The sequence below is a fragment of the Asticcacaulis endophyticus genome (genome assembly GCF_014652575.1).
Taxonomy (GTDB): Bacteria; Pseudomonadota; Alphaproteobacteria; order Caulobacterales; family Caulobacteraceae; genus Asticcacaulis; species Asticcacaulis endophyticus.
On the sequence record NZ_BMZB01000001.1, the window covers coordinates 111,952 to 125,389 of the forward strand.

Sequence of the window (13,438 nt, forward strand, 5' to 3'; positions counted from 1 at the left end):
GTTAAAACCAATGCTATCGCACTGATCATCGAGTGACGCTCTAAACGAGTATAACGTATTTTACGCCCACACGATGCTTACTGCATACTGTTGTGATGTACCAATAAGGCACAGGTCTTAAAACACGGTTTATGAAATCTTTATAAAACACTAATTTGAAAAGATTGAAGAATTTTCCCGATAACAATTCTTATTTTACCGACTTCAACAGCAGATTATAATCTTGGATTCGTAAATACTTACAAAGCCTTTGGGAAGCCTTACGCGGCCTGACGATGCCAGACGGCCTGATCGACCTTAGAGGCATTAAGCGCACCCGCCATCTGTTCCTGATACATCATGCCCACCACCATTTCATTGAGCGACTTGAAGCTGGCGTCGATGTCTTCGACCCGTCCCTGATTTGACATGGCAAAAAACTGCACGGCATTCACGCGCGGCATTTTAAGCTGAATAAGATAGGCCAGACGGCGGGCGCGCTCAGGGTTCTGGCGGTGGGCCTGCGGGTCTTGCGCAAACATTTCCTTACCCAGTTGGGCGATGTAATCAAGGCTCAGGGCCTCGAAACGCTCAGCCTCCAGCGGGTGCATCATGCGCGAGGGGTCAAGCTCAAGGACCAGATCGTTCAGTAGAAAAAACAACAGCGACACCTTCCTAAAGCCAGTAATACTGAGCCCCACCCTACACCCAAGGGTTTGATATCCCGTTGAAGAAGAAGGTTTACAAATCCTCAACTTTCTCGGTTAAGAAGTGACGACCTTCGCGGTCCTCGATCTCGACCACCCACAGATCGGCATCAAATTTTATCTGCTTTTGCAGATAGATATCGATCTCCGCCTCGTCATCGGTCTTGATCGGACGCATCCACAGCGCGCCGTCATGGCCTTGCACCTCACGCAGCACATAGGCCTGACGGGTCAACAGATTAACGACTTTCAGGATTACCCCACCAGCTTTCGCATCGCCTTTGCGCGCAATATAGCCAAAGCCGCCGCCCTGTTCGATGCGCCGCAACAGGGCTCCGACCCAAAAATCCGTCGATAATAACACGCTGTTTACCTTCTTTGGAAACGGAGCCTAAAGCCTGATCGGTTTATGCTGCCCTTACAAATGGGTTTTGGCATAAGCTTTCGGGTCAGGTGTAATTTTCGTGTCCGTCTATAAAGTATTATCGGCTCTGATCATAGCGTCAGGCCTGATGTCGGGTGCGGCCCACGCGGCGGCACCCAGCGACATGGTCGAAATCCTGACCCGGCGCCAGTTTATGCTGACGGCGGATAAACGCTGCCATCTGCTGGATGCCCCCGCAGTGACCGCACTGAATGCCGGTCTGGTGCAATCGCGCAATCAGCTTGTGCGCGCTGGCATCTCGGCCACCAACATGCGTGCGGTTTTAAACCGCGCCCGTGACGCCGGCGAACGCGTCGACTGCGCCTCGTCTGCCCTGCAATCCGAAGCCGAGACCGTACGCGGCGCCTACCGCGCTTTTGTGGCTCAGCCGCGCCTTGAACTGCCGTCCGACCGCACCCACTGGCAGGCCACCCGCAGCCATGCCTCAGATCGCATGTGGCGGCTGGTGCAGCATCAGGACAGCCGCGACGCCCGCCTGGCGTTCGGGCTTTACGGCACACTGACAGGCTTCAACCTGACCGTAATGGCGCAGTTCACTGCTGAGGAAACGCCTTATGGTGCGCGCCTGCTGCTCCGCGATCCACGGCTAAACCCGACCGGCGTGATTACGCGCGGCGGCTATACCTTAAGCCGCGACCTGCCCAAGGGATTCAGCGAAACCTACAGCCGCAGTTTTATGGCCTCCGGTCGCAACGACCTCCAGATCGCTCTGGGGGCGGATCGCCGGGTCAATTTTGCGGGCTTTGATCCGTCCGGAAAGCGCGTCGGCACGATCGAACCCAAGCCCACCGTGCGCTTTGATTTTCCGCGTGAGATCATGACCGCCATGGCCGGTCTCGACCCACGTGAAGACGTGATTATCGCCTTCGATTTTCAGGACGGCCCCCGCTATGCCCGCTTTGAAATCGGCGATTTCATCACAGGCGCGGGGTTTATCGCCCTGCCATCGCCCTACGGGCAGTAAGCTTTAAGACGCGCATCTTGTCCCAAAACCGCTGCACACTTTTGGGGATGCGCTTTAAACGTCGACTATCGCCTCAAACCCACCGTAAACACGCCGCATCTGGCCATCGGTCGGCAAGGCTGAGGCATCGTCTTCAAAGCGCGCATCGCTCATCAGATTGCCCCAGGCCGCGTCGCGCACCGCTCTGGACGGCCATTCGATCCAGTTATAGGTCACCACTTCACCGGGGTTGAGCAACACCGCCCCCTTATAGTCCGTCACTTTACCATCAGGCACATCATCGCCCCAGGCCCCGACCACCCGCAGGGCGCCCTGCTCGATAAAGGCCTGCGCCTGCGCCACCGACTGAGCACGGTACGCGTCTTTCCCGGCCTCCGGCACGGGCAGCAATGAGCCATCGACATAGGCCGGTTTGCCGCCCTTTGTCACGCCAGCCCCTTCGTCGATGATCACCTCGAAACCGGCATAGATCATGCGCGACGCATCAAACGGCATATCCTGCATCATCGCTTCCATGCGCGGATCGTCCATCATCTTTTCATTGGTGGCATCACGGGCAGCACGGTCGGGATATTCAAACCATGAGAACAATACCACCTCATCGGGCTTTGCCTTGACCGTGCGCTTAAAGTCAGTGAGCTTGCCGTCCGGCACCTGATCTCCCCAGCCTTCAAACATCCGTGACGCCCCCAGTTCCCGGATCATTTCTCCCGCTTTTTCAGCGTGGTGAATGTAGATATCCCGGTTGTCAGCGGGCACTGCGGTAACGAAACCTTCTACATAGGCCATGTCGTGTCTCCGTGTTCAGGTGGTTATCGGTTGCCCCTTTTTACCACTCAGATCACGACCGCATAGTCACGTTATATCAAATCTGAATATAGCCGAATCTCATCTTAAGTCCGCAGATGGCTCTTTAAAAACGCAAACAGGCGTTCATCCTGTGACTGGGCGATGTTGAAGCGCATGAAACGGGTCGCGGTTTGATTGACGCTGAACGCATTACCGGGCGCCAGCACGATGCGCTCATTCAGGGCCTGCCGCGCCAGATCGGAGGCATCATAGCCTTCCGGCAATTCGCACCACAAAAACATACCGGCCTGCGGCCGCAGCCACGGTTTCAGCCCCAGCTTTTCCAGCCGCTCCGCCGTAGGGCCCCGCACGGCCGCCAGTTTCTGGCGCAGGGTATCGAGGTGCTTACGGTAATGACCGTCGCTCAACACCTGACAAACCAGTTCGGCGGCAAAGGTCTGGCTGGAAAACAGGGTGGCGATTTTAAGATCCGTCAGAGCTTCGATCCAGTCCGGTCGGGCGGCGATGTAGCCCAGCCGGATCGATGCCGACAGCGCCTTTGAGAAACCCCCGACATAGACCACCCGCTCAAACCCGTCGAAGGCCGACAGGCGCGGGCCGGGCTCCAGCTCAAAGTCGCTGTAGATATCGTCCTCGATGATAGTCAGGTCATAGGCTTCGGCCAGCTTCAAAAGGCGATGGGCATTGATCGGCGACAGGCTGGCGCCGGTCGGATTGTGCATCGACGTATTGGTCAGGTACAGGCGCGGCCGGTGGGTTTCAAGCGCGGCCGTCAGCGCCGCCATATCCGGCCCGTTCGGCGTATATGGCACGCCTACGACATTGACCTTATGGGCGCGTAACTTGGCCAGAAAATTAAAATAACACGGATCATCCAGCAGAACTGTATCGCCGGGCTTAAGCAAAAACCGGCACAACAGTTCTATGGCCTGAGTGGCCGAATCCATCAGGATGATCTGACCGGGGGATACGTCGATATCCTTTTCCGCCAGCCGCCGCGTCAGAATCTGGCGCAAACCTGCGTGTCCCGCAGGCGTCGAATAATCGAGCAGATCGGCCTTCGGATTACGGGCCAGTGCCCGCAGCGCCCGACGGATATCATCTTCCGGCATCCATGACGCCGGCAGCCAGCCACAACCGGGTTTGAGGTAATCACGTGTCTCCAGCGACTGACGCGACACCCACAATGGATCGACCTGCCGGTCAAGGCGCGGGCCGATTTCCGCCAGCGACAAAGGGGCAAATGCCGACGCCACATAATAGCCCGAACCGCGCCGGGCGGTGATCACCCCTTCGGCCAGCAGCCGGTCGTAGGCTTCGACCACGGTCGATTTCGACACATTTTGCGCCTCGGCAAAGGCCCGGATCGACGGCAAACGCGCCCCGGCCGATAGCTGGCGGCGGGCGATCTGGTCACGGATCACAGTCATGACCTGCTGGGTCAGGGTAAGGTCGAACGCCATAAAGTGTCCTGCAATTTGTATCGGTACAGTTTAGTGCAATTTTAGCCGAATGTATCTGTTCGCGCCAGCCCCCGCCCTCCATAACCGGGGCCGGAGACACTTATTATGACCACCACAACCCTTACCCAAACGAGCGTTCGCAACGATGCCTGGATCAGCGGCGGCCTCGCCGTTGTGGCTTTCAGCGGCTCACTGCCCGCCACGCGCATCGCCGTACTCGACATGTCGCCCTGGTTCCTGACGGGGGCACGCGCCACGATTGCCGCCGTTCTGGGGGTTCTGTGCCTGTGGGCCTTTCGCGCTCCGTGGCCAAAAAAGAGCGAGATCGGGTCGTTGCTGATCGTCGCAGGCGGCACCGTGATCGGCTTTCCCCTCCTGACGGCCATCGCGTTGCAAACGGTCTCTTCAGTTCATTCGATCGTCTTTACCGGATTGCTGCCGCTATCGACCGCCCTGTTTGCGACCCTCCTGGGTGAAAAGCGTCCGACGAAGATGTTCTGGCTGTTCTCAGGCCTTGGGGCCGCTTGCATACTGGCCTTTGCGGCCGTTCAGGGCTTTGCCGTATCGCCCATGGGCGATCTTCTGATGCTGGCGGCGATCATCGTGTGCGGGCTCGGCTATGCCGAAGGCGGACGGCTCGGCCGCCGCTTGGGCGGGTGGCAGGTCATCTGCTGGGCACTGCTGATCGCCCTGCCCGTCATGGGCCCGGTAATGATGCTGACCCTGCCTGCTGATATGGCCGCGATCTCATGGCCCGCCTGGCTTGGGCTTGGTTATGTTTCAATCTTTTCGATGCTGATCGGGTTTTTCTTCTGGTATCGCGGCCTGTCGCTGGGGGGTATTGCCGCGATCGGTCAGTTGCAGTTGATCCAGCCGTTTCTGGCGCTCATTCTGGCGGCGCTGCTGCTGAAAGAGCCGGTCGGGCTGTCGGTCTTGGCGGTCATGCTGGCCATTGTTGCCTGCGTCTTCGGGGCCCGCAAATTCTCAGGTTGATAACCTGACGCGCGACACAAACCTCGCGCAATAGTGGTATTCAATTTGCAGTCTTCCCGCTTTGCAGCATCAAAACGGGACGGCACATGAGTACCTCGGCCATATCGACATCAACAAAGCCAGCCAAAGCGGTGACGCAAGGCGCGATAGGCGATGTCGCACGCGGCCTCAGCATCTTGCTGGTTCTGCTGGTCCATTGCCTTGTTATCTTCACCTATCCGGGTAGTGGCCGCCCCCTGGATGTTCCGGCCTTTGAAACATCGCGCGTCATTTCAACCTTTATCATGCCTGCCTTTTACTTCATTTCGGGACTGTCAGCCCTTGGGTTGGCGTCACGGTCTATGCGTAAGATCACGACATCAGCCCTGCGCTTTATCCTGCTGGCCTTTGTGACCCAGCTACTGGCGGCGCCTTTGCTGCTCATTGCCAATCCCGGCATGGACTGGCTGACCCTGAGCGTTAAGATCATCCGCCCCTTACTGACCGGAAAAGATTTCATATTGGTGGTGACGTGGTTTTTTGTCTCTCTGGCCGGCGTGCAGGTCCTGGCGTGGCTATATCTGCGCCAAAGCCTGTGGATCAAGCTGGGCGTGGTCGCTATTGTCATTGCCGCATACCTGATGACCACTCTGACCGGAAAAACCTGGTTCATGATGCATACCTGGGCGATTGGCTTGCTGTTCTTTCTGGCCGGGCGCGCATATGCCAAAAGACCGGTGATAAACCTGCCCCCGCTCTATGCGCTGGCCGTATCGGTCATAAGCCTTTTTGTCCTCACCCTGTTCTACGACCTGAATAAGGGCTGTGCGTTCAGCCCGACTGAGGTCTGTGATATCCCAAGCGGCTATCCCCGCTTTTATATTGATGTCGTCTATGGCCAGTTTGGCTTCATGCCCTATTTTCTGCTTTGCGCCGTAATCGGCATCATAGGCCTGATGACCTTGTCTATGTGCCTGAGCCACACGAAATACGCGCCGAACATCGCCCGCATAGGCAAGAATACGCTGGTGTTGCTAATGATTAATGGCGTGTTTGTGGCCCTGTCGCCATCGCTGCTGGCCGACATCATACCAACCCTTCCGGATACCTGGATATTATCCTTGGCGTTGGTCGCCGCCCAGGTGGCGCTCTATCCCATTATGTCCAAGCCGATCAATAATTTGCTGCATATATGCTCAAACTGGGCAGACAAGATCACCCATCTGGTGATCAGTAAATCCCCAAAGCCGATACAAGCCCTGCTGTCCAAATAGCCCCCCCCTTCAGACCGGGTTCCTGACCGCCTTTCGGCGCGGTACCGGGTTGCGGCATAAGGGCTTGGCACACAAAGACTCGCCTTTTTTCGGTCTTTATTCTAAGATTTATGGTTAAGGCAAGACTGGGTTTGGGGAGAAACCACGACCAGAGAGAATATTAGATGAAACATTTTAAGCCTGTCGCCGCCCTTATTGCGCTCCCGTTGATGCTCAGCCTCACGGCCTGCGCCAGTCATAAGTATGTCGACGAAAAGATCGGTGCCGCCAATAGCCGCATGGATCAGCAGGACTCCCGTCTTACCCAACTTGATGCAACCACTCAGGATGCGCTTAACCGCGCCACCGCCGCCGGTAAGCTGGCGGAGGGTAAGTTTGTCTATTCGGTGGTACTGACCGACGATTCCGTCAAGTTCGATACCGGCAAAGCCGTCCTGTCTGATGAAGCTAGGGCGACGCTGGCGCAACTGGCCGAACGGCTCAAGACCGACAACAAGAACGTCTATCTTGAAGTTCAGGGCTATACCGATTCCACCGGCACGGACGACCTCAACTACAAGCTGGGGGCTGAACGCGCCGACAGCGTGCGCCGCTTCCTGAACACGCAGGGTTTGGCGCTGAACCGGATGTCGTCGATCTCCTATGGCTCGGAACAGCCTGTGGCCGGCAACGATACGTCTGCGGGCCGCTCCGCTAACCGCCGCGTGGTGATTGTGGTTCTGTCGTAAGGATTTAACGCCAATATATATAAAGCCCGCGTCTTCTTAACCACAGGCGCGGGCTTTGTTATGTTTAAGAACTCCCCCTGAGGCAGGGGAGCTTGAAATGAAACCCTGTTTCATTTCAAGAGGGGGTTAAGGCAACACCCGGTCGCTACGACCGTGGGGGGCGGATGATAAAGTCGGAAAAGCCGCCCGGGTCGGACTGAGCTCCCCCCTCAGCGGAGGCGGTGGATGTGCTGACGTGATCCAGTATCCGGGTGCGGACATGGCGCGCATCAAAGGCGGTGATGGCGTCATCCCCGGCCTGTGAGGCAGTGGACACCGCATTAATCTCAACCGGCCCCGCTTCTTCGGATATGATGGGCAGGATCACGCTGACACTGGTGCCGACGCCGAGCGTGCTCTCGATCGTCATCGACCCGCCATGCAGATGGGCCAGCGATTTGACCAGCGATAGCCCAAGGCCGGTGCCGCCGGCTTTTTGCGCGTTAGATCCGCCCTGCTCATAGGGCTGGCCCAGGCGGGTCAGGTCAGCGGGGGAAATACCGGTGCCGGTGTCGGTGATATTGATCTCTAGCCTGTCGGCGCCTACCACATTGAGCATCAGGGTCACCTGCCCACCCGCCGGGGTAAAACGCACGGCATTGGTCAGCAGGTTCAGGCAGATCTGTTTCAGGGCGCGTTTATCGGCCTTAACCGCAATCGGACTGTGGGGCAGAACCGACTTGATGCGCACCCCGCCGGTGCCCTCAGTTGCTCCCGGCTCAGCCATGTTCTGAATCATGTTTTGGGCTTGCGCTCGCACGATACGCAGGGCTGCGGACACCGGTTCACGGGCGTCGAACGCCTCAATCGACAGCGTATATTTCTGGGCCTCGATCTTTGAGACATCGAGCACATCATTGATCAGATCAAGCACATGCTGGCCCGACTCGAAGATAAGTTGAGAATATTCAGCATATTTCGCCGACAGAGGCCCGAACATCTTTTGGCGCATGATGTCAGAAAAACCGATGACGGCATTGAGCGGCGTGCGCAATTCGTGGCTCATACTGGCCAGAAACTCGGACTTAGACTGATTAAGGCCCTCGGCCTCGACCTTGGCTTGCTCAAGCGCCACCTCACGGCCATGGGTGAGCGAAGCATCGCTCATCACCCCGTAAAGCCGCCCGTCAGGCCCGCGCCGCAAACTAAGATGCAGATAATGGTCCAGCGCTGCATGGGGCGTAAAGCCGACCTCCGACCGGCCAAGGCTGGTGGCCTGCTCGACCGACAGGGCCACCGCCACCCGGTCCGGCACATGGGCGCAGGCGGTCAGGCCATGCTCCATCATCAGACGGATATCAAGCCCCGCCGGCGCCTCGCCATAGGCCGACAACACCTGTCCGCCCTCATCAAAGGTCAGGATCAGGCACGGCTGCTCGGTCAACTGGGTCAGCAACCGTTCATGGGCGTCTTCGGCATCGCGCGCCCGCTCCACCCGTGCGCGCAGGGCGGGCATCAGGGCCAGCGACAGCCCGACCATTACACTCAACAGCGACAGGAACGACAGCCAGAAGCCTTCCTGATCATCGGGGATGCGGATATTTTGGGAAACGCTCAAAAACGTCGCAATCAGCAAGCACATGAACGACAGGCTGGCCCCCAGCGAGATCAGCACCCGCTGATTGAACGCCACAGCCGCCGCCAGGGGTGCGGCTATCCACACCGCTAACGGCCCGGCCACGCCGCCGGTTAAGCCGACCGCGATCAGGCTGCACAGGCTCCAGATCCACAACAGAATCTGACGCCGGCGCAAGCTATCGTTCGACAGCAGGAATATACCGCACAGGCCGGGAATGGCGCCCGCCACCATGGCGCCTACCACAAATGAGGTCGTGGTGAGAAACAACATCCCCGCCAGCCCCATCAGGGCCAGGGTCGACCAGCCCAGATGCCACAGAACGACACTGACCCGCAGCGGGTTGCGGGCCACAGTCAGGCCAGTCAAAGGCGACGTCGATGAGGGTTTCGGCGCATCAATCATAAACTTAAGCACACCACAGAATCTGTGATAAGGCCACCGCCGGTTAAGCTTAACAGAGGCGCAATATCTTATTTTTAACAGATGTGACATTAACGAACAAAGTTGAATACAGCCAAAACTCTCACTCATTGGGGGAAAGCGGCGATATATCCATGCCCGCACTTACCCACCGCTTACCCCCGCAAAAATTGGCCGGGGCTTAAACCCCATTTAAGCATGTTGTGTTAGGGTGCCCTCATGTCTTTATCCCTGCGACACCTTCAGGCACCGGAAATTACCGACAATGCCCCCGCTGCAGAGCCCGGTCACCGCGTGTTATCCGGCGATGATCCGGCCGATGGCGGGCGTGCGTTTCTGCGCATGGTCAGCCATGAACTGAGGACGCCGCTCAATTCGATCATCGGCTTTTCCGAAGTCCTGCGTCACGAACATTTCGGCCCGCTGGGCTCGCCGCAGTACCATGAATATGCCGGGATCATTCACGACAGCGGCCGCAGGCTGCTGGGGCTGTTTGATGATGTGCTGGAAATCGTGCGCCTGCAAGGCGGCAATGCCGATCTGGTCTGCGCCCGCCAGCCGGTTCTGCCGTGTCTGGAAGACGCCCTGCTCGGCCACGCCGGACGGGCCGAAGCGCGCAATGTCCGTTTTAGTCTGCGCCTCAAGGATGAGGACTTAAGCGGCCATTTCGACGCCCGCGCGGTCGGCATATGCCTTGATCACCTGATCGATAACGCCCTCAACCACGCCCCCGAAGGCTCGCTGATCGAGGTCTCGGCCAAGGCGGTGGGTGAGGATATCGACATTTGGGTGTTCAATGTCGGGGGGGCCCCCACAGTGGAAGAGATTGACCGGCTGATGCGGCCGTTTGAAATCGGCCCCAAGGCCCCTGGCCGCAGCCAGCCCGGCGCAGGTCTCGGTTGGGCGATCGTAAAGCTGTACTGTCAGGCGATGGGCGGCGATTTTAAGGTCACGACGTCGCCCGGTCTGGGGCTTAAGGCCATTTTGCGCTTGAAATCACAGCCCTGAAGGGTCACATCCGGGGAAAGTGTATAGGTTCCCCTGAATATGTCTGAATTTACTGCGCGCCTCGATGATCTCAATGATGAGTTTGAACTCTTCGACGACTGGGAAGAGCGCTATAAATATATCATCGATCTGGGCAAGGACATGGCCCCTCTGACTCTGTCCGAAAAAACCGAGACCAATAAGGTGCGCGGCTGCGCCAGTCAGGTCTGGCTGGTCATCGATGATGCGCCGGATGGTATCCTGCGTTTTCGCGGCGATTCCGACGCCTTTATCGTCAAGGGCCTGATTGCGCTGTTGTCGCGTTTGCTGAACGGTCTGTCGCATGAAGCGATTCAAGGTTTTTCGATCCGCGATACGCTGAATAAACTTGGCCTGAATGAAGCTTTGTCGTCCCAGCGCACCAATGGGCTGATGTCGATGGTCGAGCGCCTGAAACACGCCACGGCTTGAGCGGAATGATTTTTCCGCTCAAGCCGCCATTGAGGCGGCGGCCAAGGTGGCGTAGCCACCGCCCGGCGAGGGACTTAATGAATTATATCCCGTAATAAACGGCCAGCCGCTCCAGCGCGTCGCGGACGGAGACCTTACCCTGACCACGCGGCAGGCTGTAATCGCGCTCCAGAACCGGCAGGGTCAGGCCCTCTTGCATCAGACGGCGGATCATATCCCCCGACTGATGGCCCAGATGGCAGATCGCCCCTTCATAGGCCGCCCGCGCCTTAAGGCGGAACATCGGCTCATCGACCCTTAAGCGCGCCGGATTACCGTCCGCGCCAAAGGCTCGCCAGTCCGTCCCTGCCGGAGCGGTGACAAATCCGGCCCGGAAATCGCGGGCTAGTTGCTCAAACGCTGCCTTATGCCGCATCTGTAGCAGAGGCCCGCCTTCGGCGCTTTTCAACCGCGCAAGGGCCGACAAAGGCCTTAGGGCCAGGATTTCCGATGGCGCGGGTTCGGACGAAAGCGGCTGGGCGTCACGGCGCTGCCCGATCGACTGCAACAGTTTAAACATGACACCCGCTCGTCTTAAAATCTGTGCTTTATCATAGGCCAAAGAGGTTAATTTTTAGGCCCTCAGCACACTATGGCCAAAGGTTCCGGCGCGTTTTTCAGGCACGCTTCCAGCTTATCCAACTCAAGGTCAAAGCGGCGATCATCACGCAAATCCTCGATCAGGCGGCACGCATGACCCGCCGTCGTGCGATCGCGTTTGAATGCCGCCCCAATCCGCGCCAGCGGCCACTGATAGGTGATATAGGCCAGATACATGGCCACCTGCCGCGCCCGCGCCGCACCGGCATGATTACGCGATGACGATAAAATCTCAGCCGCCGGTATGCCCGTGGCATGCGATACCACATCGATGATAAACAAGGCCTTGGCGCGATCCTTCAGCGCCTGCATATCCTGCCCGGTCAGGCGCTCCACAGACGGCGCTGCCCCTTCGCTCCGCACCGCGACCGCCGCCCTGGCCGCACGGGCGGCACTGAAAATCCCAATTGTCATTATCACACCATCTTTTATTAAGGCGGCCCCGAGCCGCGGTACAAACCACAGCATAGACACGCCCAAAGATTAGAGGATAACTTTCCTATATAAAATAAAAAATAGGCTTAAATGCCTAAATTTTATTCGCGCATAGATTGCCAAACGATTCAAAATTATGGAAAAACAATTTTTGATAAATTAAAAATAGGCGAAAAATCCTATTGCACGACTGCGGATGGCCCGCCCATAAGGCCCATGATCGCCGTGAGTCAGGCCGCGCGAATCCCGCTGGTAGGGGCTTCAAGACGCCCGATCATGGCATCATGGCCCAGAATCATATCAACCTTAACCCCATCGCTGGCCAGCGGCAGACGCAGCCAGAACAGGCTCAGGCCCCGTGCCCCGCGCCAGGCCATGGAGTGTAAGCCCACATTAGGCTTACGGGTGGTGGCGACCAGCGACAATTCTTCGGCCCAGTACATGGCCTCATTAATTGTATATATCTCATCGAAGGTCTTGCCGGTGATTTCAGTGCCGTAGGCGCTGAATAATTCCGTTCCGGCCAGTCGCTGACGAAAGGCTTCCGGCGGGAGAATATGACGGTCATCCGCCGGATAGCTGTCAGAAACATCAATCAGGCTGATGGTCGGCAGGAGTTTGCGCAAGGCACACGGATCTATATCGGCCCGTGCGGGCAGTCGTCCGGGCTTACGAAGGCCCTTCCAGTAACGGAAGATGTCTTCGTGGCCGCGTAAAGCCGATGCCATTTCAGCCGCTATACCCGCCATAACAAAACGCGCCACTACCCCTTATGCACGGACGACACCCACCGTCCGTCAACCTGCCCCGAATCGCACGAATCACCAGTATTCCGCGCACGATCAAAACGAATCACCTAAATTTACCTTCTCTTAAGGGGTGATTCTTTGGCAAGCAAAAAAGGGTTAACGCGACCTCTCTGTTGGTAAAAAGACACAAAAAAGGCGCCTTAATCTCAGTTATGGCGCCTTTAGCATTAATTATCGATAGGAAGATATTGAGACGAGCTTTACTTTACGACGCGGGTTTTGCGTGCAACCTGACGGCCACCCTGGCCCAGGCCCATCTTTTTGGCCAGATCCGAACGGGCCTTGGCATAGTTTGGCGCGACCATCGGATAGTCCTTCGGCAAGCCCCACTTGGCGCGATATTCTTCAGGCGACATATTGTACTTGGTGCGCAGGTGACGCTTGAGCGACTTGAACTTGCGACCGTCCTCAAGACAGACAATATGATCAGAAGAAATCGACTTCTTTACCGATACCGCAGGCTCTTTCGGCGCTTCGATCTTGGTTTCTTCGCCGGTAGTTATGCTGTTGAGGGCGGCATATACATTCTGGATCAGGGACGGCAACTCACTGGCCGGCACAGAATTATTACCAACATAGGCCGAAACAATGTCCGCCGTCATATCAATGGTGTCTGTCTTGTTGTCCATTACACAAATCCCGTGAATTCGCCTGAAATATCAACTTTAGTTCGCGCTTTAACTAAGCCATGACTTTTGATTATTCAAGTCTTCAACA

Annotated in this window: 15 protein-coding genes; 6 read left to right on the top strand and 9 right to left on the bottom strand. The window is 57.2% G+C overall.

What is annotated here, in order from left to right; translation table 11 throughout:
• Positions 1-260: 260 nt before the first annotated feature.
• Together IE102_RS00520 and IE102_RS00525 are read right to left on the bottom strand one after the other, a co-directional pair.
• Entirely contained in the window at positions 261-650 is a 390-nt protein-coding gene (locus IE102_RS00520) for a hypothetical protein (RefSeq protein WP_373295575.1), read from the bottom strand.
• A 70-nt stretch (positions 651-720) separates the two neighbouring features.
• Positions 721-1,050: a DUF1491 family protein gene (locus IE102_RS00525; protein ID WP_189484433.1), complete on the bottom strand. Its 330-nt coding sequence runs from the start codon at positions 1,048-1,050 to the stop codon at positions 721-723.
• Between the two features lie 100 nt (positions 1,051-1,150).
• Here IE102_RS00525 and IE102_RS00530 point away from each other — a divergent pair, with 100 nt between their 5' ends.
• Entirely contained in the window at positions 1,151-2,095 is a 945-nt protein-coding gene (locus tag IE102_RS00530) for a hypothetical protein (RefSeq protein WP_189484434.1), read from the top strand.
• Between the two features lie 54 nt (positions 2,096-2,149).
• Here the strand turns inward: IE102_RS00530 and IE102_RS00535 are convergent, their stop codons facing one another.
• Both IE102_RS00535 and IE102_RS00540 read right to left on the bottom strand, forming a co-directional pair.
• Positions 2,150-2,884: a DUF1428 domain-containing protein gene (locus IE102_RS00535; RefSeq protein WP_189484435.1), complete on the bottom strand. Its 735-nt coding sequence runs from the start codon at positions 2,882-2,884 to the stop codon at positions 2,150-2,152.
• 104 nt (positions 2,885-2,988) lie between these two features.
• Positions 2,989-4,368 carry an aminotransferase-like domain-containing protein gene (locus IE102_RS00540; RefSeq protein ID WP_195826288.1) on the bottom strand — a complete coding sequence of 460 codons (1,380 nt, stop codon included), beginning with the start codon at positions 4,366-4,368 and terminating at the stop codon, positions 2,989-2,991.
• Positions 4,369-4,473: 105 nt separating this feature from the next.
• Here IE102_RS00540 and IE102_RS00545 point away from each other — a divergent pair, with 105 nt between their 5' ends.
• The 3 genes from IE102_RS00545 (at position 4,474) to IE102_RS00555 (ending at position 7,342) form a co-directional block, all read left to right on the top strand.
• Positions 4,474-5,361 (top strand): DMT family transporter, encoded by an 888-nt coding sequence (locus IE102_RS00545; protein ID WP_189484436.1) that lies wholly within the window; start codon positions 4,474-4,476, stop codon positions 5,359-5,361.
• 86 nt (positions 5,362-5,447) lie between these two features.
• Positions 5,448-6,614, top strand: coding sequence for an acyltransferase family protein (locus tag IE102_RS00550; protein ID WP_189484437.1), 1,167 nt, complete (start codon positions 5,448-5,450; stop codon positions 6,612-6,614).
• Positions 6,615-6,778: 164 nt separating this feature from the next.
• Complete coding sequence (locus IE102_RS00555; protein WP_189484438.1) at positions 6,779-7,342, top strand: OmpA family protein; 564 nt, start codon at positions 6,779-6,781, stop codon at positions 7,340-7,342.
• Positions 7,343-7,487: 145 nt separating this feature from the next.
• Here the strand turns inward: IE102_RS00555 and IE102_RS00560 are convergent, their stop codons facing one another.
• Positions 7,488-9,374, bottom strand: coding sequence for a sensor histidine kinase (locus tag IE102_RS00560; protein WP_229807501.1), 1,887 nt, complete (start codon positions 9,372-9,374; stop codon positions 7,488-7,490).
• Between the two features lie 225 nt (positions 9,375-9,599).
• On the opposite strand from IE102_RS00560, the gene IE102_RS00565 reads away from it, so the two are divergent.
• On the top strand, positions 9,600-10,388 hold the full coding sequence (locus tag IE102_RS00565; protein WP_189484439.1) for a sensor histidine kinase: 789 nt from the start codon (positions 9,600-9,602) through the stop codon (positions 10,386-10,388).
• Between the two features lie 39 nt (positions 10,389-10,427).
• Entirely contained in the window at positions 10,428-10,838 is a 411-nt protein-coding gene (locus IE102_RS00570; protein WP_189484440.1) for a SufE family protein, read from the top strand.
• 82 nt (positions 10,839-10,920) lie between these two features.
• On the opposite strand, the gene IE102_RS00575 is transcribed toward IE102_RS00570, so the two are convergent.
• The 4 genes from IE102_RS00575 to IE102_RS00590 all read right to left on the bottom strand — a co-directional run bounded on the left by IE102_RS00575 (position 10,921) and on the right by IE102_RS00590 (position 13,350).
• Positions 10,921-11,397: a DUF6456 domain-containing protein gene (locus IE102_RS00575; protein ID WP_189484441.1), complete on the bottom strand. Its 477-nt coding sequence runs from the start codon at positions 11,395-11,397 to the stop codon at positions 10,921-10,923.
• 62 nt (positions 11,398-11,459) lie between these two features.
• Positions 11,460-11,891 carry a helix-turn-helix domain-containing protein gene (locus IE102_RS00580; RefSeq protein ID WP_229807502.1) on the bottom strand — a complete coding sequence of 144 codons (432 nt, stop codon included), beginning with the start codon at positions 11,889-11,891 and terminating at the stop codon, positions 11,460-11,462.
• Between the two features lie 251 nt (positions 11,892-12,142).
• On the bottom strand, positions 12,143-12,661 hold the full coding sequence (gene mopJ, locus IE102_RS00585; protein ID WP_189485949.1) for a motility/cell cycle regulatory protein MopJ: 519 nt from the start codon (positions 12,659-12,661) through the stop codon (positions 12,143-12,145).
• Between the two features lie 260 nt (positions 12,662-12,921).
• Positions 12,922-13,350: a Ros/MucR family transcriptional regulator gene (locus IE102_RS00590; RefSeq protein WP_189484442.1), complete on the bottom strand. Its 429-nt coding sequence runs from the start codon at positions 13,348-13,350 to the stop codon at positions 12,922-12,924.
• Between the last annotated feature and the right edge of the window lie 88 nt (positions 13,351-13,438).